22 protein-coding genes and 1 pseudogene are annotated in these 21107 nt (G+C 70.9%); 10 read left to right on the top strand and 13 right to left on the bottom strand.

Going from position 1 to position 21107, the window contains the following annotated elements:
* Nucleotides 1-13: 13 nt before the first annotated feature.
* The 5 genes and pseudogenes from Q0W60_RS08860 to Q0W60_RS08875 all read right to left on the bottom strand — a co-directional run bounded on the left by Q0W60_RS08860 (nt 14) and on the right by Q0W60_RS08875 (nt 5422).
* Nucleotides 14-2128, bottom strand: coding sequence for a M13-type metalloendopeptidase (locus tag Q0W60_RS08860; protein WP_297694699.1), 2115 nt, complete (start codon nt 2126-2128; stop codon nt 14-16).
* 567 nt (nt 2129-2695) lie between these two features.
* A pseudogene (locus tag Q0W60_RS17400) lies at nt 2696-3064 on the bottom strand (hypothetical protein); the annotation flags it as partial.
* A 311-nt stretch (nt 3065-3375) separates the two neighbouring features.
* Nucleotides 3376-4338 (bottom strand): CsgG/HfaB family protein, encoded by a 963-nt coding sequence (locus tag Q0W60_RS08865; RefSeq protein WP_297694649.1) that lies wholly within the window; start codon nt 4336-4338, stop codon nt 3376-3378.
* Between the two features lie 216 nt (nt 4339-4554).
* Nucleotides 4555-4893, bottom strand: coding sequence for a cupredoxin domain-containing protein (locus tag Q0W60_RS08870; RefSeq protein WP_297694651.1), 339 nt, complete (start codon nt 4891-4893; stop codon nt 4555-4557).
* A 4-nt stretch (nt 4894-4897) separates the two neighbouring features.
* Nucleotides 4898-5422, bottom strand: a complete 525-nt coding sequence (locus tag Q0W60_RS08875) for a DUF4142 domain-containing protein (RefSeq protein WP_297694653.1) — start codon at nt 5420-5422, stop codon at nt 4898-4900.
* Between the two features lie 156 nt (nt 5423-5578).
* On the opposite strand from Q0W60_RS08875, the gene Q0W60_RS08880 reads away from it, so the two are divergent.
* Nucleotides 5579-6265 carry an RNA polymerase sigma factor gene (locus tag Q0W60_RS08880; protein ID WP_297694655.1) on the top strand — a complete coding sequence of 229 codons (687 nt, stop codon included), beginning with the start codon at nt 5579-5581 and terminating at the stop codon, nt 6263-6265.
* Here the strand turns inward: Q0W60_RS08880 and Q0W60_RS08885 are convergent.
* On the bottom strand, nt 6262-7545 hold the full coding sequence (locus Q0W60_RS08885; RefSeq protein ID WP_297694657.1) for a SulP family inorganic anion transporter: 1284 nt from the start codon (nt 7543-7545) through the stop codon (nt 6262-6264). The two genes, Q0W60_RS08880 and Q0W60_RS08885, sit on opposite strands and share 4 nt — an antisense overlap.
* 368 nt (nt 7546-7913) lie before the next feature.
* On the opposite strand from Q0W60_RS08885, the gene Q0W60_RS08890 reads away from it, so the two are divergent.
* The 4 genes from Q0W60_RS08890 (at nt 7914) to Q0W60_RS08905 (ending at nt 9958) form a co-directional block, all read left to right on the top strand.
* On the top strand, nt 7914-8153 hold the full coding sequence (locus tag Q0W60_RS08890; RefSeq protein WP_297694659.1) for a hypothetical protein: 240 nt from the start codon (nt 7914-7916) through the stop codon (nt 8151-8153).
* A 4-nt stretch (nt 8154-8157) separates the two neighbouring features.
* On the top strand, nt 8158-8562 hold the full coding sequence (locus Q0W60_RS08895) for a hypothetical protein (protein ID WP_297694661.1): 405 nt from the start codon (nt 8158-8160) through the stop codon (nt 8560-8562).
* 62 nt (nt 8563-8624) lie between these two features.
* Nucleotides 8625-9623, top strand: coding sequence for a DUF932 domain-containing protein (locus Q0W60_RS08900; protein WP_297694663.1), 999 nt, complete (start codon nt 8625-8627; stop codon nt 9621-9623).
* A gap of 62 nt (nt 9624-9685) precedes the next feature.
* Nucleotides 9686-9958, top strand: coding sequence for a helix-turn-helix transcriptional regulator (locus tag Q0W60_RS08905; RefSeq protein WP_297694665.1), 273 nt, complete (start codon nt 9686-9688; stop codon nt 9956-9958).
* Here the strand turns inward: Q0W60_RS08905 and Q0W60_RS08910 are convergent.
* Nucleotides 9918-10595, bottom strand: a complete 678-nt coding sequence (locus tag Q0W60_RS08910) for a hypothetical protein (protein ID WP_297694667.1) — start codon at nt 10593-10595, stop codon at nt 9918-9920. The genes Q0W60_RS08905 and Q0W60_RS08910 overlap by 41 nt on opposite strands.
* Nucleotides 10596-10702: 107 nt before the next feature.
* On the opposite strand from Q0W60_RS08910, the gene Q0W60_RS08915 reads away from it, so the two are divergent.
* The 3 genes from Q0W60_RS08915 to Q0W60_RS08925 are packed head-to-tail and all read left to right on the top strand — an operon-like array spanning nt 10703 to nt 13116.
* A complete protein-coding gene (locus Q0W60_RS08915; RefSeq protein WP_297694669.1) occupies nt 10703-12097 on the top strand; it encodes an LLM class flavin-dependent oxidoreductase in 1395 nt (464 codons plus the stop codon).
* A gap of 7 nt (nt 12098-12104) precedes the next feature.
* On the top strand, nt 12105-12311 hold the full coding sequence (locus tag Q0W60_RS08920) for a hypothetical protein (RefSeq protein ID WP_297694671.1): 207 nt from the start codon (nt 12105-12107) through the stop codon (nt 12309-12311).
* Nucleotides 12304-13116: an alpha/beta fold hydrolase gene (locus tag Q0W60_RS08925; protein WP_297694673.1), complete on the top strand. Its 813-nt coding sequence runs from the start codon at nt 12304-12306 to the stop codon at nt 13114-13116. Before Q0W60_RS08920 ends, Q0W60_RS08925 begins: the two co-directional genes overlap by 8 nt.
* A gap of 38 nt (nt 13117-13154) precedes the next feature.
* Here the strand turns inward: Q0W60_RS08925 and Q0W60_RS08930 are convergent, their stop codons facing one another.
* Nucleotides 13155-14069: an aminoglycoside phosphotransferase family protein gene (locus tag Q0W60_RS08930; protein WP_297694675.1), complete on the bottom strand. Its 915-nt coding sequence runs from the start codon at nt 14067-14069 to the stop codon at nt 13155-13157.
* Between the two features lie 159 nt (nt 14070-14228).
* Here Q0W60_RS08930 and Q0W60_RS08935 point away from each other — a divergent pair, with 159 nt between their 5' ends.
* Nucleotides 14229-15146: a VacJ family lipoprotein gene (locus Q0W60_RS08935; protein WP_297694677.1), complete on the top strand. Its 918-nt coding sequence runs from the start codon at nt 14229-14231 to the stop codon at nt 15144-15146.
* An 8-nt stretch (nt 15147-15154) separates the two neighbouring features.
* Nucleotides 15155-17770, top strand: a complete 2616-nt coding sequence (locus Q0W60_RS08940; RefSeq protein ID WP_297694679.1) for an MMPL family transporter — start codon at nt 15155-15157, stop codon at nt 17768-17770.
* On the opposite strand, the gene Q0W60_RS08945 is transcribed toward Q0W60_RS08940, so the two are convergent.
* From Q0W60_RS08945 to Q0W60_RS08965, 5 genes are all read right to left on the bottom strand, one after another.
* The gene (locus tag Q0W60_RS08945) at nt 17751-18356 is read right to left on the bottom strand and encodes an ABC transporter substrate-binding protein (RefSeq protein ID WP_297694681.1); all 606 of its coding nucleotides are present in this window, start codon (nt 18354-18356) and stop codon (nt 17751-17753) included. The two genes, Q0W60_RS08940 and Q0W60_RS08945, sit on opposite strands and share 20 nt — an antisense overlap.
* 252 nt (nt 18357-18608) lie before the next feature.
* Nucleotides 18609-19244: a hypothetical protein gene (locus Q0W60_RS08950; RefSeq protein ID WP_297694683.1), complete on the bottom strand. Its 636-nt coding sequence runs from the start codon at nt 19242-19244 to the stop codon at nt 18609-18611.
* Between the two features lie 126 nt (nt 19245-19370).
* The gene (locus Q0W60_RS08955) at nt 19371-20348 is read right to left on the bottom strand and encodes an SPFH domain-containing protein (protein ID WP_297694685.1); all 978 of its coding nucleotides are present in this window, start codon (nt 20346-20348) and stop codon (nt 19371-19373) included.
* On the bottom strand, nt 20345-20746 hold the full coding sequence (locus tag Q0W60_RS08960; RefSeq protein ID WP_297694687.1) for a GntR family transcriptional regulator: 402 nt from the start codon (nt 20744-20746) through the stop codon (nt 20345-20347). The genes Q0W60_RS08955 and Q0W60_RS08960 overlap by 4 nt, the downstream gene beginning before the upstream one ends.
* 53 nt (nt 20747-20799) lie before the next feature.
* Nucleotides 20800-21107, bottom strand: a 308-nt coding sequence (locus Q0W60_RS08965) for a hypothetical protein (protein WP_297694689.1), incomplete at its 5' end; no start/stop codon positions are given.

Raw genomic sequence — 21107 nt, forward strand, 5'->3', positions numbered from 1 at the left:
GCCCGTCCCAGGCTCACCAGATCCGCACGCGGTCGGCCGGGGCGACGTAGAGCTTGTCGCCCGGCTTGACGTCGAAAGCCGGGTACCAGCCGTCGATGTTGCGGATCGTGCCGTTCACCCGATAGCGCGCCGGCGAGTGCGGATCGATGACCAGGAACTGCTTGGCCCGGTCCTCGCGGATCTTCTCGCGCCACACCTGCGCCCAGCCGAGGAAGACGCGCTGGTCGCCCGTGGTGCCGTCGATGATCGGCGCCGGGCGCCCCTTCAGCGAGGCGTGGTAGGCGTCCAGCGCGAGCGAGACGCCGCCCATGTCGCCGATGTTCTCGCCGAGCGTCAGATGCCCGTTCACATGCGCGCCCGGATAGGGCTCGAAGGCGGAGTACTGGGCCGCCAGCTTCTCGGCCTGGGCGGTGAACTTCGCGGCGTCCTCGGCCGTCCACCAGTCGCGCAGCACGCCGTCGCCGTCGGACTTGCGGCCCTGGTCGTCGAAGCCGTGGCTGGTCTCGTGGCCGATCACCCCGCCGATGCCGCCGTAGTTGATCGCCGGATCCGCGTCGGGGTCGAAGAACGGCGGCTGCAGGATCGCGGCCGGGAACACGATCTCGTTGTTCACCGGGTTGTAGTAGGCGTTGACCGTCTGCGGCGTCATCCCCCACTCGGTCTTGTCCACCGGCCCGTTCAGCCGCACGACGTCGCGCCGCCATTCGAAGGCGCCCGAGCGCTCCACGTTGCCGTAGAGGTCGGTGGGGCTGAGCGTCAGCTTGGAGTAGTCGCGCCACTTCACCGGGTAGCCGATCTTGACGGTGAACTTGGAGAGCTTCTCCAGTGCGCGCCCCTTGGTCTGCGGGCTCATCCAGTCGAGCTTCTGGATACGGGCCCTGAGCGCGCCCTGGATCTCGCCGACCAGCGAGTCCATCTTGGCCTTCGAGGCCGGCGGGAAGTAGCGCGCCACGTAGACCCGCCCGATGCTCTCGCCGATGGCGCTGTTGGCGAAGGCCACGGCGCGCTTCCAGCGCGGCTGCTGCTCCGGCTGTCCGGAGAGCGTCTTGTTGTGGAACTCGAAGTGGGCGTCCACGAAGCGCTTGGAGAGATAGGGCGCGGCGCCGTCGGTCACGTGGAAGGCCTCCCAGGCCTTCAGGGTCTTGAGCGGGGTCTCCGCGTAGACCTTCGCGACCTTCGGGTAGGCGGTGTTGGTGGTCACCACGATCCGGTCGAGGTCGGCCGGCAGCTCCGTCCCGGCCAGGTAGCGCTTCCAGTCGAAGCCAGGCGTCATCGCCTGCAGCTGCGCAAGCGTCGCGGGATTGTAGGTCTTGTCGAGGTCGCGGCGCTCGGCGCGGCTCCACATCGCCTCGGCGAGCTTGTCCTCGAAGCCGACGATCGCCTTGGCGTTGCCGGCCGGGTCCGGCCAGCCGGCCATGGTCAGCATCTGCTGCACGTAGGCGAGGTACTTGGCCTTCTTGTCGGCGAACGAGGCCTGCAGGTAGTAGTCCCGGTCCGGCAGGCCCAGGCCGCCGGTGGTCGTGTAGACCGCGTAGCGTTTCGGGCTCTTCTCGTCGGCTTCGATGAACACCGGCAGGATGCTCGCGAAGCCTGTGGTGTTGGCCTTGCCCATCAGCGCCGTGAACTGCGCCTTCGTCTTCACCGCCTTGACCTGGGCGAGCTCGCGCGCGAGCGGCTTGGCGTCCAGCTTGTCGGCCAGGGCTTCGTCCATGAACGAGGCGTAGGCGGCGCCGATCTTGGCCGCGTCCGGGTCCTTCAGCAGGCCGGCCTGCGCTTCCTCGAGGATGGCGTGCACGCGGGCCTCCGACAGCTCCGCGAGCTTGTCGAAGTTGCCGTAGCGGGTGCGGTCGGGCGGGATCTGCGTACGCGCATCCCACTTGCCGTTGGCGTACTCGTAGAAGTCATCGCCCGGCTTCACCGCTGGGTCCATGCCGGTCAGGTCGAAGCCCCAGGTCCCGTACTTGGGCGCGGGCGGCGGCTGGTCGATGTGGACCTCGGCCCGGGCGGCGGCCGCCGGCTTCGCTGCGGCGTGCCTGGCCGGCGCATGGCGCGCCTTCGCGGCCAGACCCGGGTCGGCGCTCAAGGCCAGCGCCGCGACGCCCGCCGCGCCAAGCAAAAGGTTTCTCAAGACTGGCCGCATTTCGCCCCCGCTGCTTCGGTGATGGCGCGGGCCACGATGTTTTCGCCCCGCCGGCCGCATCAAAGGTGGAAAATCGCCCCCGATGCAAGTGAACGGGGTGTCATTCGCCGCATCGCGGCGGCGCAGGCTCACTGCGCCGCGGGGAGCAGCCGTTCGTAGGTCCGGCGGATGACGCCGTAGCACTCGCAGGCGAGCGTCTCGAGCGTGCCGCGGTCGACGATGTCGACGACGCCGCGGCGATAGCGGATCGCCCCCTTCCCCTGCGTCGCGCGCGCGACCGCCGTCACCGTGGTTCCGCTGCACCCCCAGCATGTCGGCCAGGAACTCCTGGGTGAGCGCGATGGTGTCGGTGGAGATCCGGTCGTGGCAGGTGAGCAGCCAGCGGCAGAACCGCGCCTCCACCGAATGCAGGGCGTTGCAGGCCACCGACTGGATGGCGTGGGCGAACAGCGCTTCGCTGTGCAGATCGACGAGCTCGCGGATGCGGGGGCTCTTCTCCCAGGCCTCGTGCAGCTGCGCCGCGCCGATGCGCGCCGCCCGGGTCGGCGTCTGCACGATCGCCCGCACCAGCGACTGCCGCGGCGAGGCCGCCGCCGCCAGGCCGAGGGCGCCCTCGCGTCCGATCGTGGCGCTCTCGATGGCGGCGCCGCTGTCCATCAGGGTCATCAGCGAAATGACGCCGTCGTGCGGGAAGTAGACATGCTCGATCCGGTCGCCGGGGTCGTAGAGCAGCCGCCCGCGCTCGAGGTCGACCTGCGCCAGACCCGGCGTGAGCAGCGCGCGATCCTCGGCGGAAAGGGCGGCGAGAAGCAGGTTTCGCAACGCGGAATGGGGCCTCTGCATCGGGGCTGGAAAACGTCGCCGTCCGGCTTCGGTTTCCAAGTTATCGACGCAGGGTGGCGAAGACTGTCGAGAACTCGACATTCGCGCGCGGCAATCGACCAAATCCCAGAAGAGATCGGTCAGGAAATGCCGAATTGTGGAAATTCGACCTCTGCTCGAAATGTCGGAGAGTCGACGCAACTATATAGCGCTGGCCCTGATCCCGCCGAATCAGGACCACCATGCCTTTTGGCGCGCCGAATCATTGGCCGGGCGCGATGGCGCACGATGATTCGCCGACGCGGGCTTGAGACACGATCTCGCAGCGCGCCGGCGGCGGCGCGGGACGCCGCCCTGGACGCCGCGGGTCCCGACCCGCCGGCCGGGATCCGGCGACGACCGGGCGGTCCAGGCTAGCGCGGGCTGATGGTGGTCGAGCTCATCCAGCCGCGGTTGCCGTTCTCGTCGTCCACCTCCCACCAGACGCCGTTCTTCTGGCCGGTGGGGAACACGAGGTCGCCGACGCTGACGGTGCGCAGCGGCTTGGCCTTCGGCGAGGGCGTGATGCGGATGATGGTCGCCTGGGTCACGTGGTAGCCCTGCGATCCCGCGGCCGCGCTGGCCTGCTCGCCGCTGGGAACCGCGCCGCCCTGCAGGTGGTGCACGAGGTCGATGAAGGCGTTGAAGTAGGCCGCCGAGATCACCTTGCCGATCTCGGTGTTGGAATAGCCGCCGCCGGCCGCGGCCGCGAAGCCGCCCCAGCCGTAGCTGCCGCCGCCGAGCTCGAAACCGACGTCGGTCTTCTGGGCGGTGCCTTCGGCCACGTAGAGCTGCTCGGTGGTGCGCGCATCGACCAGGGTGATCAGCGCCTGCGCCTCCGAACGCTTGGTGCGGAACCCGCCGGCCAGCGCGCCCACCGGCCCGAAGCGGCTGCCCAGCAGCCCGCCGACGGCGGCGCCGACATTGTTGCCGCCGGCGTTGGAATTGGAGTTGGCGATATCCGGGATGATGAAGAAGTCGGCGGCGGCGACCTGGCCCTTGCCGATGTTGGAGCCGCGCCGCAGGTCGCCCGACGCGCCGAGCTCGGCCTCTTCGCGGCGCATCGCCAGTCCCATGTTGCGGTCGACGATCCGCAGGCAGTTGGACTTGGACGCGAACAGCTTCAGGAGGGTCTCGGGATGCGACAGGCCCAGCGGGGTCCACCAGTTGTGGTCCGGCTCCCGGATCGCCGCGCGGCCGAGCGGGGCGGCGCACTGCGGCATCTCGGGCGTGCCGGCCGGCTTCTTCCTGTCCATGTTGTATTGCGCGGCGGCCGGCTGCGCGAGGGCGAGGGCGGCGAGGCTGACCGTGGCCGCGATGACGGATCGGATGTGCATGGAGGTCCCCCATTGACCCGCGGGCGGGGGGCTGGCCACCGGCCCGACGGAAACTGAGAACCACGCTATCCCTGCCGCGTCGCCGCCTCAACCGGTCGATCGGCGGGTGCGCGCATTTTGCGGCAGGCCTGCGGCGAAGCGCCCGGACCGGGAATTGGCGACACCCGGTCCGGGGCTCGCCAGCCGGGGCGGCGCGAGCGAGGGGGAATAGGTGCTCTAGCCCGCCACCACCAGCTTGCCGGTCATGCCCGGATGGTACCTGCAGTAGAAGGCCACCACGCCGGGCGCTTTCAGCACGGTGCGCGCATGCGCCTGGGGCGGCAGGTCGACGTCGAAGCTGCCGTCCTTGGCGGTCGCGGTGTGCTGGAAGATGTCGTTGTTGACCCACTCGATGACGTCGCCGGTCCGCAGGCCCGACGGCGTCGGTCCGTAGGCCATGTTGGCGATCGTCACCTGATAGGTCTTGGGCGCCGGCGGCGGGGCGCGGTTGCAGGCGGCGAGGCTCAGGAGAGCCAGGCCGGCCGCCGCCGCCATCCTGCGCGATACGGCGCCCACGGCCCTACTTCAGGCCCGCCGCGAGCATCTCGGCGTGATGCTGGTGCTCGGTGAAGAGCTTCAGGCCGGTCTGCAGCAGGCTCTTCAGCTCGGCGTTCTTGGCGTCGGGGATCAGCGTCGTCTGCAGCGCCCCGTTCACCGCCTTGTGGTAGGCGACCTCGTTGTTGGCGTAGGCCTTGTCGAACGCCTTGCCGGAGAGCTTGGCGAAGTCCTTCAGCTTGGCGTCGCCCGCCGCCTTCAGCGATTGGCTGGTCGGATTGTCCTGCGGAGTGACGCCGAGCTTCTTCACCAGCGCCAGCGCCTTGTCGTTGACCGCCGTGTGGTCGCGGACCATCTCGTTGGCGAAGTCCAGCACCTGCTTGTTGTGCGACTTCTTGAGCGCCTGCTTGGCCGCGGCGATGTCGATGACGCCGGCGGTATAGGCGATATGGGCGATCTGCGCGTCGTTCGGCTTGGCCGCCTGCGCCAGGGCGGCGCCCGACAGCGTCAAAGCGAACGCCGCGGCGGCCAACAATGTCCTTCGGATCATCTCGTCGTCTCCTTCGCGGGAGGGGTGTCTGCCGTCCCTATGGCCCCACTCCCGACCCGCATTGGATTGCGCAGCGCCCCGAAGGTTCCCGCGGCGGTCGGGAACCTTGCACCTCGTGGGGCATCGAAGGAGGGTAGGTGAGCGAAAGGGGCGTCCATGACCGCCACGGCCGAACTCGTCGACTATGCCGCTCTGCCGGAGGCCGAGCTCGTGGCGCTCGCCAAGGCCGGCCGCCGGGAGGCGTTCGCGGCGATCATGCGGCACGGCAACCAGCGGCTGTTCCGCGTCGCCCGCGCCGTCGTGCGCGACGAGTCCGAGGCCGAGGACGTGCTGCAGGAGGCCTATGTTCGGGCCTTCACGCGGCTCGCGGACTTCCGCGGCGAGGCTTCGATCTACACCTGGCTCACCCGCATCGTTCTCAACGAAGCCCACGGCCGCCTGCGCAAGCGGCGCGTCACCGTGGACCTGTCGGCGGTCGAGGCCGCCCAGGCCGACACCGGACGGATCTTGATGTTCCCTACAGCTTTTGGATCCGGCGACCCCGAGCGGGACGCCTCGCGCGCCGAGGCGCGGCGCATCCTGGAGCGGGCGATCGACGCCCTGCCCGAAAGCTTCCGGCTGGTGTTCATCATGCGCGAGATCGAGGAATGCTCGATCGACGAGACCGCCCGCAATCTCGACGTCCGGCCGGAGACGGTGAAGACCCGCCTGCACCGCGCCCGCCGCCTGCTGCGCAAGAGCCTGGACGATCAGCTCTCCAACGCGCTGGCCGGCGCCTTCCCGTTCCTCGGCGCCCGCTGCGACCGGATCACCGGCGCGGTGCTGGAGCGGCTCGCGCTTTAGACGCCCCGATGCACCCGCCAGCGGTGCAGCGCCCAGAACGCCGCCGCCAGGAGGCAGCCGGCGAGGATGCCCGTCGTCAGGTCCTTCAGCACCGTGAGGCCGAAGGTCGCCGCGAGCACGGCGCCTGAACGCCAGCCGCCGATCAGCCGGGCGAACTCGGCCTTCTCGGCCATGTTCCAGGCCACCAGCACCAGCACGCCCGCGAGCGCGGCGACCGGCACATAGCTCGCCAGGGGTGCGGCGATGGCCATGAAGCCGAGGAGGAAGGCCGCATGCAGCATGCCCGAGACCGGGCTGCGACCGCCGGCACGGATGTTGGTCGCGGTCCGCGCGATCGTGCCGGTCACCGCGATGCCGCCGAACACCGCGGAGACGCAATTGGCGACGCCCTGGGCGATCAGCTCCATGTTCGAGCGGTGCTGGCGCCCGGTCATGCCGTCGGCGACCACCGCCGAGAGCAGGGATTCGATCCCGCCCAGCAGGGTGAAGGAGAGCGCCGCCGGCAGCACCGCGAGGATCCGGCCCCGGCTCAGGTCGGGCAGCCTCGGCGCCGGCAGCCCGTGCGGGATGCCGCCGAACCGCGAGCCGATCGTCTCGACCGGCAGGTGCAGCGCGGCCGCCGCGGCGGCCGCGGCTGCGACCGCGATCAGCATCGCGGGCCACATCGGCCGCCAGCGGCGGATCGCGACGGTGATCGCCACCACCAGCGCGCCGAGCGCGAAGGCGGCGAGGTTGGCGCTTGGGGCCGCGTGCGCCAGGGCGGCGATCTTGGGGATAAACGGGCCGGGCTCGGCGCCTTGCAGCCTGAGCCCGAAGAGGTCCTTGAGCTGGCTCGCCGAGATGGTCACGGCTATGCCCGCCGTGAAGCCCACGGTCACGGTGTGCGGGATGTGGCGGATCAGGCTGCCGAGCCGCAGCGCGCCCACCAGGGTGAGCATCAGGCCCGAGAGGAAGACGGTGACGGCGAGCCCCCCGACGCCGAACTTGGCGACGGTTGCGGCCACCAGCACGATGAAGGCCCCGGCGGGCCCGCCGATCTGGAACCGGCTGCCGGACAGCGCCGAGACCAGGAAGCCGCCGACGATCGCGGTGTAGAGCCCCCGGTCGGGCGAGACGCCGGAGGCGATCGCGATCGCCATCGACAGCGGCAGGGCCACGATGGCGACGGTCAGGCCGGCGACCGCGTCGCGCTTGAGATCGCCGAGCCCATAGCCTTCGGCCAGGGCGGTGGCGAGCTTGGGACGGTAGATGTCGGAGGCCGCGCGCGCCGCGTCGGTCATGCTCGAGGGGTCCGAACAGGTAAGGAACGCCGGACCTGGTAAGCAGACGCGGCTTTAGGCTTCGCTAATGCAAGCCGCGCTTGAGCCGAACTACGTATTTCTACGTAAGCCGCGACGACCGGCCACGGTCGCCCAGGCGGCAGGCGCAGGCTCGGCAACAGACTTTGTAGTCAGTTCCGACCGGACTTGACCGTGCCTCGGCGCGTGCCTGACGCCCGAAGAGCGGGCCGAGAAGTATCGCCACATGCGCCGCGACGGCATCGTCCAGATCAGCGGCCCCAAGTGGCGCTCGATCTCCGAGCGCAACCGCGACGCCCGCGAGCTGAAGCGCACCGCCCAGACCCTCGGCGACGACTGGGCGTGACCCCATGCCCCGCTGCGCCATCCACCCAAAGCTCCGCAAGGCGCTCGATGAGACCGGCTTGCCGTGGACCATCGAGCTGGGCTCGCGGCATCACCACCTCCGCCTGGCCGGCCGCCTGGTCTGCGTCCTGCCGCTCGGCGGGACGACAGACCGCGACCCCCACGCCACCCGCAACACCATCGCCCAGGTGCGCCGAGCAGCCCGCGCGATGAAGGCAGAAAACCCCGATAGGAAAGGCGCTTAGAACCATGAGCTACCGCAACAACGACGGCGATCCTCGCGCCCATACGACCTTCGAGGAGAAGGAAGAGATCGCCCGCGATCTACTCGACCGCCTGACCACGCTGATGGTCGCCGACCAGCCCGAGGGCACGCCGGCCTGCAACGAGTGCGCCGCCACGACGCTCTTGGTGGCGCTGGGCGTGCTCTGCGAGAAGCTGGTGGCCATGGGCGAGGTCGACGAGATGCTGGGCATCGCCCGGCGCCTGCTCACGATGAACGCGGCCTTCGACCCCATGGCGGCCGACATGCTGCGCAAGGTCGCCGAGCGCGATATGCCCTACCTGGTGAAGCACTCCAGCGACCTGGACAAGGCGTTGAAGGACCGCGTCCGCACGAGCCGAATTGTCCGAGGCCGCTTGAAACGGCGGTAAAAGTACCTATATCTTCATCCATCACGGGGCCTCGCCCCACCTCACGAAGGAGACCACCCGATATGTCCCACGAAGTTGAAATCCGCGACGGCATCGCCAGCATGGCGTTCGCCCACGACGTTCCCTGGCACGGCCTGGGCGTGAAGGTCGACCCCAACACCCCGCCCGAAGATATGGGCAAGGCCGCCCAGATCGACTGGGGCGTTGAGAAGCGCCAGCTCTACACCTGGTCCAACCCGACCAAGGAGCAGCTTGAGAGCGGCGCCATCCTGCCGCCCATGCAGCCGATCCCCGACCGCTACGCGCTGACCCGCGACACCGACGGCAAGGTGATGAGCATCGTCACCGGCCGCTGGAACCCGGTGCAGAACTCCGAAATCCTCGCCACCTTCAAAAAGTTCGTGGACGAGGGCGGCGCCACCATGGAGACGGCCGGCGCGCTGAAGGGCGGCAAGCTGGTCTGGGCGCTCGCCAACCTGAACCATGGCTTCACGATCAACGGCGATCCGGTGAAGGGCTATCTGCTGCTCGCGACCATGCACGAGCCTGGCTACGCCACCATCGGCCGGGTGACGCCGGTCCAGGTGGTCTGCGCCAACACCTTCGCCCAGGCTGGCGGGTTCGACGGCAAGGCCCAGCTCCGGGTCCCGCACACCCGCGAGTTCAAGGCCGAGGAGGCTGCCGAGCAGATCGGCCTGGCGCACCAAAGGCTCTCCGAGTTCGAGCGCAACGCCAAGCTGCTGACCAGCCTGAACATCAGCCGCGACGACGCGATCAACATCCTGGCGCCGATCTACCAGCCCGACATCGAGCCCAAGGAGCTGATCTCCGACTTCGAGAAGGCCAACCGCACGGTGAGGGGCATCATGGAGGCCGCGCTCGCCGGCCCCCACAAGGGGATCGCCGACACCGGCTACGGCCTGCTCTCCGGCGTGACCTACTACGCCAACCACAAGGCGCGCGGCACGAAGGATAGCCGCTTCGCTTCGGCCCTGGTGGGCGACAGCAACGCGAAGGCCAACAAGGTCTTCCGCCAGCTTGTCGATATGGCCGAGGCGTGAGCGGCGGGGGTGGTGGAGGGGCTGGGCTTGCCCCTCCGCCGATCTTAGGTATGAGCACGACCATGAACGGCATTGAGATGAAGCGCGCCCGGCGCCAGTTGGGCCTGATGTGGGGACTGGGTCGAGGTCTCAGCCTCGCCGAGCTGGCCCGAGCTTGCCGGCTGTCCGGCGAGCGGCCGTCGACCGTCGTTCGCGACTACGAGCGTGGCAAGACCAAGATCAGCGGCCCGTTGAGCGCGCTGATCGACTGCTACCTTCGGGGTGTTCTGCCGTCTGACCCGCTCGACGAGATCATCACGCCGAATGATGAGTACGAGGATGACCCGGACGACTAGGGTCCGGTGCTCGCAGGGCGTGCTCGGCGATTGACGGCTCCAGACGCGCGACGAGCTGAGCGGCCCACACGGGCCGCACCGTCCTGATCGGCCCAGAGAGCACATCGAGGTCGATCAGGCCAGGCTCAGGGCCTCGGGTGATCCGCGCCATGACCAGGCTCTCGTCTTCGAGCTTCACGAGCGCGACGCGGCCGATCAACTCCTCGGCAGCTCTGGGCTCGCCGAAGTAGAGGATCGCGCCTTGCTCGGCGAAGCTGCCGAGACCAGGTCCGCCGACGTCGAGCGCCATGCCGCCGCTGCCGACGCCAGGCGGGCGCGCGATCAGCTCGCCGGCCTGACCATCAAGGAGCTGGCGAACGGCTCCGCCCGGCGTCTCGCCCACTATGCCAACCAACGGAACCGTCGGCTCCCCCTGCGGCCCGGTGCCGTCCAGCAGCCAGGCCGCCGTCGTTTGGAGAGCCGGCGCGAGCTGCAGGAGCGTATAGGTCGACAGCCCTAGCGCGTTATCTTCATCCGCGCGGCGCCTAAAGTTGCGGATCGTGTCCGCGCTGAGGCCGGCCGCCCTGGAAACGGCGGTCGGCGTGGTGTTGAGTGCAGCAATACGCTGCTCGATACGGTCGAGAATGTCTTTAAGCACAACCAGGCTCTCCCACGTCCCTCAGGGTAAATTACCGACCCTGAGGTAAGGTTCCATCGGTTTTTCGTCGCGGTTGACAGCGGCGGTAATATATCCGATATGGGGACATGAGCCTGATTTCGCAATTCCTCCTCGTGGCCGACCGCTACGGCCAAGCCGAGGGCATCACCGACGCGACGATCTCCACGCGCGTCTTCAACGACGGCAAAAAGCTGGGCCTGCTGCGGGCCGGCAAGGTGGACATCGGCACGCCGCGGGTGTGGACTTCCCCGGAAGCCCGCCCGGAGGATCGGCCCATGAAGTTCGGCATCTTCTACGAGCTGCAGCTGCCGAGGCCCTGGGGGCCGGACGACGAGTACCGCCTCTACCAGAACGCCCTCGACGAGCTCGAGCTCGCCGACCGGCTGGGCTACGACTACGCCTGGGAGGTGGAGCACCACTTCCTCGAGGAGTACTCGCACTCCTCCTCGCCGGGCGTGTTCCTGGGCGCGGCCAGCCAGCGGACCAAGCAGATCCGCCTCGCCCACGGCATCCTGCATCTGACCACCAACCATCCGGCCAAGCTGGCGGCCCAGGTCGCCGCGCTGGACCTGGTCTCCAACGGCCGGGTGGAGTTCGGCATGGGCGAAAGCGCCTCGCTCACCGAGCTGGAGCCGTTCGGCGTCGAGTTCTCGGAGAAGCGGGCGATCTTCGAGGACGCGGTCCGCTGCCTGGTCCCGATGTTCACCAAGCAGAACCATTCGTACAAAGGGCCCTATTTCGACTTCCCGCCGCGCAACGTCCTGCCGAAGCCCCGCCAGAAGCCGCACCCGCCGCTCTGGACGGCCTGCTCGCAGCTGCCGACCATCGCCTACGCCGGCGAGAAGGGGCTCGGCGCGCTCGGCTTCCAGTTCGTCTCGGCGGACGCGGCCCACGCCTGGGTGCACGCCTACTACAACGGCATCACCAAGCGGCTTTCCAAGCTCGCCGACTACCCGATCAACCCGAACATCGCGCTTGTCTCGATGTTCATGTGCGCCAGGACCGATGAGGAGGCGCGCGAGAAGGCCGACGGCGCGACCTTCTTCCAGTTCTGCCTGCGCTACTACAACACCCCCGACCGCAAGCGCCCGCCGCCCGGCACGGTCGACATGTGGGAGGAGTACGGCAAGTGGAAGCGGGCCAATCCCGAGGCCGCCGCCGCGGCGCTCGCGGGCGGGCTGATCGGCAGTCCGGAGACGATCCGGCGCAAGCTGCGCAAGTTCGAGCAGAGCCACATCGACCAGGTGATCCTGCTCAACCAGGCCGGCCGCAACAGCCATGCCGACATCTGCGCCTCGCTCGAGCTGTTCGCCCGCGAGGTCATGCCGGAGTTCCACGCCAACATCCCGGCGCACGAGGAATGGAAGGCCAAGGTGATGGCCCGCGAGATCGAGCTGGAGGAGATCGACACCGCCGCCTTCACCGCCCGCTATGGCGCACGCTCGGTGGACCTGTCCAAGGCGCCGGTGCCGGCGGGCTGAGCGCGGCATGCGCAAGCTCACCGACCGGGAGCGGTTCATCCTGCTCGTCGTGGCGTTCGCCGTCGCCACGGGCGTCGGGCGCATGGCCAGCCGCAGGGGGTCGGGCCCCGACGTCCTGCCCCTCGAGCTGACCCTCTTGTTCGGCGGCCTCCTGATGGTCGCGCTGGCGGCCTGGGCCTGGAAGCACAATTGGTTCGGAGGCTACGATGACTGACCTGAAGTTCGATCGCGCCGAGCGCGGCGTCGCGCGGCATTCGTTCGAGGTGACCGTCGCCGGCGAACGCGTGCCGGCCGTCATCTGGTCGCCGGAGGGCGCGAAGGGGCCCAGGCCGCTGGTGCTGATGGGCCACGGCGGCTCGCAGCACAAGAAGATCGATTCGCTGCGGATCCGCGCCGAGCAGTATGCGCGCCACCTCGGCTACGCGACGCTCGCCATCGACGCGCCCGGCCACGGCGACCGCATCTCGCGCGAGGAGTCGGCCCGCAACATGGCCGAGACCGCCGCGCGGGTGACCGGCCAGGTCACCTCCGCGTGGACGCCTGAGCGCCTCGCGCGGATGGCCGAGCGCACGCGCCAGGCGGCGCCGGAGTGGAATGCGGCCCTCGATGCGGCGCAGAGCCTCGAATTCGTCGGCGCGGGGGGGCCGGTGGGCTACTGGGGCGTCTCCATGGGCACGGCGATAGGCGTGCCGTTCGTCTCCCAGCAGCCCAGGATCACCTGCGCCGTCTTCGGCCTCGCGGGCCTGCGCCCGGGCGCGACCGACATGGCCGAGGCGGCGGCGAAGATCACCATTCCCGTCGAGTTCGTCTTCCAGTGGGACGACGCCGTGGCCCCGCGCGAGAACGGCGTCGCCCTGTTCGACGCCTTCGCCGCCAAGGAGAAGACCATGCACGTCAATCCCGGCGGCCACATGGAGATCCCCGCCTTCGAGGGCGCGAGCTGGGAGCGCTTCTTCGCCCGCCACCTGGGCGTCGCCGCCGACGCCCCCGCCCCCCGCAAGGTCGCCGAGCCGGCCTAGGGACCGTCATCCTTCTCCCGCAGGCGGAGAAGGGCCGCTTAGCCGGCCTCGGCCTGCAGGCTCCTGAGCGCCCGCTCGCCCGCGGCGGCGAACGCCGGGTCCTGCTCGGCGGCGCTCTCCAGGATCACGGCGCCCATGGCGATCGCCCAGCCGCGGGCTCGCCGCAAGGTCGCCCCTGAAACCGGACCGTAGGCCGCCAGCGCCGCGGCCCGCGCGGCGGCGCCCGGCAGCACCATCCAGAGACTGTAGAGATCCATGGCGGGATCACCGCGGCACATGTCGCCCCAATCGATCACGCCGGCCAGCACGCCCTGCTCGGTGATCACGTTGCGCGCATGCAGGTCGGCATGGATCCAGGCGGGCGCAAGGTCGGCCTCCGCCGCCAGCGCCTCGGCCCACATGCCCAGGATTCTGGCGTCGACCAGGTCGGGCCGCGCCGCCGCCAGCCGCTCCAGCGTCGGGCCGGAGACCTTGGCCCGCTCGGTCAGCGGAATGCTGCGGTACGGGTTGAACGGCGCCTCGGGCGGGGCGGGGCGGTGCAGCGCCTTCAGGAACGCGCCCCAGCGCTCCCCCTGGTCGGCCTTCAGCGGCGCGCGCTCGGCCGAGGCGCCCGGCAGCCAGCGGATCACGCTCCAGGGCCATGGATAGCCGCAGCCCGGCGCGCCGGCGAACACCGGCGCGGGCGTGGCGAGCGGCAGCCGGGGCGCGATCTGCGGCAGCCACCGCTGCTCGACCAGCAGCAGGGCGGCCCCGAGCTGCCGGCGCGGAAGTCGGACCGCAAGCTCCGCGCCCAGCCGGAAGATGGCGTTGTCCCAGCCTTCCGAGGCGAGCGCGATCGGAAGCCGCGCGAGCTCCGGCCTCTGTTCGGCCAGCAGCGCGCGCACCAGCTCCGCGTCGATGGCGTGTTCGGCGGCCGGAATGCGGGGCGCGGGATGAGGGCTGGGCGGCGTCATGCGATCGAGCCCGCAGCAGAGCCCAAAATCCGGCCGCCGGATAGCCGTGCGGATTTGAGCAGGATCGTCGCGCCGCCTTTCGTGCGCAGCTCAAGATATGTCAGAAGGTCCGGGCGCCCGCCGGTCTCGTTGCGGCGCCGCTTGGCGAACGGAGGCGCGGTGCGTCAGGTCAAAGAGGTTGCGGTCCGCTCGGCTCTGGCCGCCGCTGCCGCCGCCCTGCTGCTCGCCGGGTGCGCGACCGCGCCCCTTCCCGCGCCCGGCGGAGCCGCCGCGCTCCCCGCCCGGCACGATCCGTTCGAAAGCGTGAACCGCGGCCTCTTCCGTGTCGGCGACGCCATCGACCATGGCCTCATCCATCCGATCCTCGCCGGCTATCGCCGCATTGCGCCCAGGCCGGTTCGGCAGGGCGTGCACAACTTCGTGCAGAACCTCGACGAGCCGGTGGTGTTCGTGAACGACGTGCTGCAGGCGCGGCCCAAGGCCGCCGCGAAGACCGCCGCGCGCTTCGTCGCCAACTCCACGGTCGGCGTCGCCGGGGTGTTCGATCCGGCGCGAACCGTCGGCTGGGCGCACCACGACAACGGCTTCGGCTCGACGCTGGGGCGGTGGGGCGTCGCCCCCGGGCCCTATGTCTTCGCGCCCGTGTTCGGCCCCACCACCGTGCGCGACGCCATCGGCGACGGCGTCGACTTCGTGCTCGATCCGCTGTCCTGGACGAAGTTCGGGGGCGCGCAGGCGTTCGGGATCGCCCGCACGGGCCTCAACCTGCTCGATGACCGCGAGCAGGCCGACGCGCAGCTTCGCGCGCTGAAGAGCACCGCCGCCGATCCCTACGCCACGCTGCGCTCGGTCTACCTCCAGTCGCGCGAGGCGGAGATCAAGGGTCCCGACGCGACGCTGGAGACCCTTCCCGAACTGCCTGAGCCGCCGCCCGCCGCCGAGCCGGCCGCGCCCACGACCCCGGCTGCGCCGCCGCCGCCGCCGCCGGAGTCGGCCGCGCCGCCCCCGCCCGAGCCGCCCGCGCCGCCCCCGCCCGAGCCGCCTGACGCGCCCGCGCCGGCCCAGTCCAACCCCTAGGCGGGCGCGTGGCCGGGTCGCACATCGCCAGCCTGGTGGCCACGGCCTGCCGCCGCCGGCGGCTGGTGGTGCTGGCGACGCTGCTTGTCGCCATCCTGGCGGGCGCCTACGCCGTCGCCCGGTTCTCGATCCATACCGAGCTCGCCGCGCTGATCCCGGCCGACACCCCCTGGCGGGCGCACGAGGCGGCGCTTGAGCAGGCCTTCCCGATCGAGGGGGACGACATCACCGTGGTGATCGACGGCAAGACGCCGGAGCTCGCCCAGTCCGCCGCCGCGCGCCTGGCCGCCGCCCTGCGGCCCCGGCGCGACCTGTTCGAGGTCGTCGAGCGCCTGGGCGCAGGCCCGTTCTTCGACCGCGAAGGCCTTCTGTTCCTTCCCGAACCGCAGGTGCGGGCGACCACCGCGGCGCTGATCAACGCCCAGCCGCTGCTCGCCCCCGTCGCCTCCGATCCCAGCCTGCGCGGCGTGATGACCAGCCTGACCACCGGGGCCGAAGCCGTCGCCTCGGGGGAGGCCGATCCCGCCGCGATGAAGGCGCCGCTGGCGGCCATCGCCGACGCCGTTGCGAAGACGCGGGCGGGCAAGCCGGTCTTCTTCGCCTGGCGGCCGCTGATCACCGGCCATCCGTCCGATCTCGACGAGAGCCGCCAGTTCATCGAGCTGATCCCGAAGGTCGACTACGGCCGCGCCGATCCGGGCGAGGCCGCGATCGCCCTGGTCCGCGACCAGGCCCGGACGCTCCGGCTCGATCCGGCGCACGGGATCAGCCTGCGCCTGACCGGCGAGATCCCGATGGCCGAGGACGAGTTGGCGACCCTGTCGGAAGCCACCGGCCCGATCGCCCTGGCGACCCTGGGCGTGGTGCTCGTCATCCTCTATTTCGCGGTCCGCTCGCCGAAGATCGTGGGCGCGATCGTGGCGACCGTGCTGGCGGGGCTGGCGATCACCGCGGCCTTCGGTCTGGCGGTGTTCGGACGCTTCAACCTGATCTCGGTGGCCTTCATGCCGCTGTTCGTGGGCCTGGGCGTCGATTTCGCGATCCAGTACTGCGTGCGCTACCGGGCCGAAGCGCTGGCCGAGGCGGACGTCGCGGCCGCGCTCGCCAGGGCGGGCGCGGGGGCCGGCCGGGGCATCACCCTGGCGGCCGCCGCCACCGGCCTGGGCTTCCTCGCCTTCCTGCCGACCCGCTACAAGGGTGTTTCCGAGCTGGGCGTGATCGCCGGCGTCGGCATGGGGATCGCCTTCCTCCTGGCGCTCACCTTCCTGCCGGCGCTGCTCGCCTGGCTTTCCGCCCGCAGCCCGGCCGAGGAGGTGGGGCTGCCCGCCCTGCGCGGCGCCGACGCGCCGCTGCAGGCCCGCCGCCGCGAGATCCTGGCCGCCGCCGCCGTGCTCGGAATCCTGGCGCTCGCGCTGACCCCCAGCCTCGTGTTCAACTTCGATCCCCTGCGGCTCCGCGACCCGAAGACCGAGTCGGTGGCGACCTTCCTCGAGCTCTCGGCCGACCCGGACACCAATCCCAACAGCCTCGACGTGCTGGCGCCCGACCTCGCCGCCGCCCGCGCCCAGGCCGCCCGCCTCGCCAGGCTGCCGGGGGCGGGCCAGGTCGTCACCCTCGACAGCCTGGTGCCGCCCGACCAGCCTGCGAAGCTCGCGGTCATCCAGGACGCCGCCCTGCTGCTCGATCCCACGATCAATCCGTTCGACGTCTCGTCGCCGCCCAGCGACGCCGATCTGGCGCAGAGCCTGCGACGCGCCGCCGACGCGCTCGCCGCCGCCGCGGCCAGCCCGAACGGCCGTCCGCTCGCGGCCGACGCCGCCCGCCTGGCCACGGCGCTGCGCGCGGCGGCCGACGGTCCTGCGGCTGGGCGCGCGCGCCTGCAGACGGTGCTGCTGGGCGGGCTGCCGACCGCGCTGGACCAGGTCCGCGCCATGCTGACCGCCGCCCCGGTGACGCCCGACAGCCTGCCGGCCGAGCTGAAGCGCGACTGGCTCGCGCCGGACGGCCGCGCGCGGATCGAGATCCTGCCATCCGATCCTCAGGACCCCAGGCTGCTCGCCCGCTTCGTCCAGCGGGTGCAGGCGGCCGCCCCGCAGGCCAGCGGCACGCCGCTCGACGTCGCGGAGACCCGCCATCTGATCCTGGGCGCGTTCGGCCAGGCGGCGATTCTGTCGGTCGCGGCGATCACCGCCCTGCTCGCTGTGGCGTTGCGCAGCGCCAGGGCCGTCGCGCTAACCCTCGCGCCGGTGCTGCTGGCCGCCGTCCTGACCGTCGGCTCATGCGTGCTCGCCGGCCAGGACATCAACCTGGAGAACCTGATCGCCCTGCCGCTGCTGCTGGGGATCGGCGTCTCCTTCAACATCTACTTCGTGGTCGCCTGGCTGAAGGGGGAGCGACGGCTGCTGGCCTCCAGCCTCACGCGCGCCATCCTCTACAGCGCGCTCACCACCGGCGCCGCGTTCGGCGCGCTCAGCCTCTCGCAGCACCCGGGGACGGCCAACATGGGCGTCCTGCTGCTGATCTCGCTGTTCTGGATCCTGGTTGTGACGCTCGTCGTTCAGCCCGCGATCCTGGGCGTCGCGGCCGCCGCCGGCCCGCCGCCGCTCAGCGCATCTTCGCCGTGAGCTCGTTGAGCTTGGCGACCAGCGCCGGCGGCCCGCCCGCGGCCAGCACGCCCGCGAAGTCGGCCCGTTCGGTGGCCAGTTGGCTGACCCCCTGGTAGTAGACGTCGATCACCTTCCAGGCGCCGCTGTATTGCCGAAGCCGGTAATTCACCGACGAGGAGTCGTGCGGCTCGACGATCTGCGACTTCACCAGCTTGTCCGGCCCGCGGGTCTGGACCGCGGGATCCACCACGCACTTCTGCCCGGTGTAGCTGTCGAACTCCTGCGCGTAGCGCGCGGCGGTGTGCCTCGTCAGTGCGGCCACCAGCGCGGCCCGCTCGGCCGGGCTCACCTTGGCCCAGGCCGTGGGCCCGATGGCGAACTGCGCCATGACGCCGATATCGAAGCTCTCCTCGATGACCGGTTGGATCTTGCGCGCCCGCGCCTGCACGCCCGCGCCCTTGGCCTGCTTCACCGCGTCCAGCACGCCCACGCACAGGCTCTCCACCCGCTGGGCGGCGGGATCGGCGGGCGCCGCCCTGGCCGTCGGCGCCCAGGCGATCAGGGCGAGCGCGGTCCAGGCCGCCAGCAGGTTACGCATCACCATCTACCGTCTTGTTCACGCCCAATATCCGCTGACCGGCTGACTACAGCCTGAACGCCGCCGCCGCAAAGCGTCAGCGTCCGATAGCTACCGTGGGGCGCGAAACACAACCTGCACCTCGCCCAAGAAATTGGCCCTCCCCCCGGATTCTCCAGGAAGAGGGCCGGTGACGCGCCGACGGCTGAGGGACGGGAAAGTGCGCCGGCGCTCCACGAAAGCCCAGCCGGGACGGGCGGCGGGGCCTTGTCTCTTGGATCAGCCGCCGGAGCCGCTGAGCCCCGCGTGGGTGTTCGCGTGGCCCGTGCCGTGGATGGAGGCGTGCGACGGACCCATGCGATGCGACCGCCGATGGCTGTTCGACGCGAGGGCCGAGCCGCCGGTGCGGAGGCCCGCGCGGATGTTCGAGTGCGCGACGCCCTGCGCCGAGGCGCGGGTCGGACCCATGCGATGCGCCCGGCGGTGGTTGTTGGCGGTGTCATTGTCGGCGTCGCCGGCCGCCTCAGCCGCCTCGTCGTCGGCGGGCTTCGCGGCGGAGCCGGCGGAGTTCAGCACTGAATTCGGGCTGGCGTGCTCGAGGCCTTCATCAGAGGCGTGCGCCGCGCCCTGGCTGTTGACGCGACCCGAGGCCGAGACGCCCGGCCCGAGGTCCGCGCCCGAGTTCACCGAGGCGCCGCCGCCGATACGTCCCTGGGCCGCGCCGCTGATGCCGGAGCCGATGCTCCCGCCGAGGCCGCCGCTGGCGCCGAAGCCGCTGTGCATTGCGCCGATCCCGCCTCCCAGGCCGCCGCCAAATCCCCCCGATCCCCCGTGTCCGCCCGGGCCGGCGTGGGCCGCCGTCGCCAGGGCGAGGCAACTCGCCAAGCTCGCGAACCCAAGGGTCGTGTCACGCATGGGGATGTCTCCGAGGTGTCCCGCCGCGTCCAACGAACCGCCGAGCTGATTTCATCCCTCGGGCGGCGAGGAATCTCCGGACCTCATCGCGGCGCCTCGCGCCACCCCGCCGCGATCATGGAGATCTCACCCCGCCCGCCGGTGGGACCGGCCGCGGGTCGATGGCACGGCGGTGGCCGGCTGCCCCGCAGGCGCGGCGGGCGCGGCCGGGCCGCCGCCCAGTCCGGCCAGCGCCATGATCCCGCCGGGATTCAGCGAATCCACCATCGCGCTCGGCAGGAGGATGGTCGCGCCGCGCTCCTTGGTGGTCTCGTAGATGATGTTCATGGCCCGCAGCTGCAGGGCGGCGGGCGAGCGGGCGTAGATTTCGGCGGCCTCGACGAACTTCTGCGCCACCTGCTGCTCGGCCTGGCCCAGGTGCACCCGCGCGGCGGCCTCGCGCTGCGCCTGGGCCTCGCGGCTCATGGCGTCCTGCAGCGCAGCCGGGACCGAGATGTCGCGGATCTCCACCGAGTGGGCCGTGACGCCCCATTCGGCGGTCTTGCGGCCGATCTGGTCGCGCAGCACCTCATCGCCCTTCTGCCGGTCGGAGAGCAGGGTCGAGAGCAGCGAGGAGCCCACCATCTCCCGAAGCGAAGTCTGCGCGACCCGTTCGATGGCCGACCGATAGTCGGTGATCTCCAGCGCCGCCCGCTCCGGATCGTGGATCTGCCAGAACACGACTGCGTCGACGTCCACCGGCACGGTGTCCTTCGAGAGCGCCTGCTCGGCGTTGAACTCCGTCGTCTGGATGCGCTGGTCGAGCCAGGTCGCGATCTGGTCGATGACGGGCACGATCACGAACAGCCCGGGCCCGGCGACCTTCTGCAGCCGCCCCAGCCTAAGCACGACGGCGCGCTCCCACTGGTTGGCCATCTTCAGCGACATCGGGATCAGCACGCCCACGACGAACAGGGCCACCCCGACCCACGGCAGCACGTAGGACTCGGTCCGCGCCGCCTCGTAGATCATCAGCCCGCCGAGCAGAAAGGCGAGCGCGGAGAGCAGGGCGGCGGGGCCGCTGACGCCTCTGGGCCGGTAGTCCGTCCCGGGGAAGCCGTTCATCGAAGATTCTCCTTCTTCGCGGCCAGCGCCGCGATCTGTTCCAACAGATGTTCGGTCCGCACGCCCGCCTGCGCCGCCTTTGCGAGCGTCTGGCGGGCGAGCCTTTCGGCGGCCTCGGCGTGCTTCGAAGGGGCGGCGGGTTCGGCCACGAAGCTGCCGCGTCCGCGTTCCAGCCGAAGCGTCCCCAGCCGCTCGAGCTCGTCGTAGGCATGGCGGACGGTGTTCAGGTCGACCCTGAGCGCGATCGCCACCTGCCGCATCGTGGGCATCTGGTCGCCGGGCTTCAGGAAGCCCGCGCCGATCGCTCCCAGCACCTGCTCGCGCAGCTGCACGTAGATCGGAACCCCGTTGGGTTCGATGTGCAGGGCGTCGAGGATAAGTTGCTGTTGTGTATTCATACATTCATACAATATGCGCGCGGAAGCGCCCGGTCAAGGTCCGCCGGCCTGGCCTACTCGGGCGTGTGGTGGGCGATCGGCGCGTTCGGGTCGGACGGCGGCGGCCGCGCGGCGGGCGGCGGCGCTGCGGGAGCGGTCTGGACGGGCGCGGGGGCAGGCGCCGCGGCCGGCGGGACGATGATCAGCGGCGGCGGCGTGCCGGCGGCGGGAACTGCTGAAGCGGTCGGAGCCGGGGCGGGCGAGGCCGGCGCGGGCTTCGCCGCCACGGCCCGCCGCAGCGGCCGCTTCGCGGCGGCTCGCGGCGCGGGTTCGGGCGCAGCGGCGCGCGGCGCGGCTTGGGGCTGTGCGGGGGGAGGCGCCG

Origin of the sequence: Phenylobacterium sp. (genome assembly GCF_025934275.1) — a bacterium.
Classification (GTDB): domain Bacteria; phylum Pseudomonadota; class Alphaproteobacteria; order Caulobacterales; family Caulobacteraceae; genus Phenylobacterium.

Bases quoted from the DNA above. Each gene is read 5' to 3' on its own strand.
- Q0W60_RS08950 (WP_297694683.1), bottom strand. From the start codon at position 19,244: ATGCGTGACACGACCCTTGGGTTCGCGAGCTTGGCGAGTTGCCTCGCC.
- Q0W60_RS08905 (WP_297694665.1), top strand. From the start codon at position 9,686: ATGAACGGCATTGAGATGAAGCGCGCCCGGCGCCAGTTGGGCCTGATG.
- Q0W60_RS08955 (WP_297694685.1), bottom strand. From the start codon at position 20,348: ATGAACGGCTTCCCCGGGACGGACTACCGGCCCAGAGGCGTCAGCGGC.
- Q0W60_RS08960 (WP_297694687.1), bottom strand. From the start codon at position 20,746: ATGAATACACAACAGCAACTTATCCTCGACGCCCTGCACATCGAACCC.
- Q0W60_RS08945 (WP_297694681.1), bottom strand. From the start codon at position 18,356: ATGGTGATGCGTAACCTGCTGGCGGCCTGGACCGCGCTCGCCCTGATC.
- Q0W60_RS08885 (WP_297694657.1), bottom strand. From the start codon at position 7,545: ATGACCGACGCGGCGCGCGCGGCCTCCGACATCTACCGTCCCAAGCTC.
- Q0W60_RS08865 (WP_297694649.1), bottom strand. From the start codon at position 4,338: ATGCACATCCGATCCGTCATCGCGGCCACGGTCAGCCTCGCCGCCCTC.
- Q0W60_RS08875 (WP_297694653.1), bottom strand. From the start codon at position 5,422: ATGATCCGAAGGACATTGTTGGCCGCCGCGGCGTTCGCTTTGACGCTG.
- Q0W60_RS08930 (WP_297694675.1), bottom strand. From the start codon at position 14,069: ATGACGCCGCCCAGCCCTCATCCCGCGCCCCGCATTCCGGCCGCCGAA.
- Q0W60_RS08920 (WP_297694671.1), top strand. From the start codon at position 12,105: ATGCGCAAGCTCACCGACCGGGAGCGGTTCATCCTGCTCGTCGTGGCG.
- Q0W60_RS08925 (WP_297694673.1), top strand. From the start codon at position 12,304: ATGACTGACCTGAAGTTCGATCGCGCCGAGCGCGGCGTCGCGCGGCAT.
- Q0W60_RS08915 (WP_297694669.1), top strand. From the start codon at position 10,703: ATGAGCCTGATTTCGCAATTCCTCCTCGTGGCCGACCGCTACGGCCAA.
- Q0W60_RS08900 (WP_297694663.1), top strand. From the start codon at position 8,625: ATGTCCCACGAAGTTGAAATCCGCGACGGCATCGCCAGCATGGCGTTC.
- Q0W60_RS08880 (WP_297694655.1), top strand. From the start codon at position 5,579: ATGACCGCCACGGCCGAACTCGTCGACTATGCCGCTCTGCCGGAGGCC.
- Q0W60_RS08895 (WP_297694661.1), top strand. From the start codon at position 8,158: ATGAGCTACCGCAACAACGACGGCGATCCTCGCGCCCATACGACCTTC.
- Q0W60_RS08890 (WP_297694659.1), top strand. From the start codon at position 7,914: ATGCCCCGCTGCGCCATCCACCCAAAGCTCCGCAAGGCGCTCGATGAG.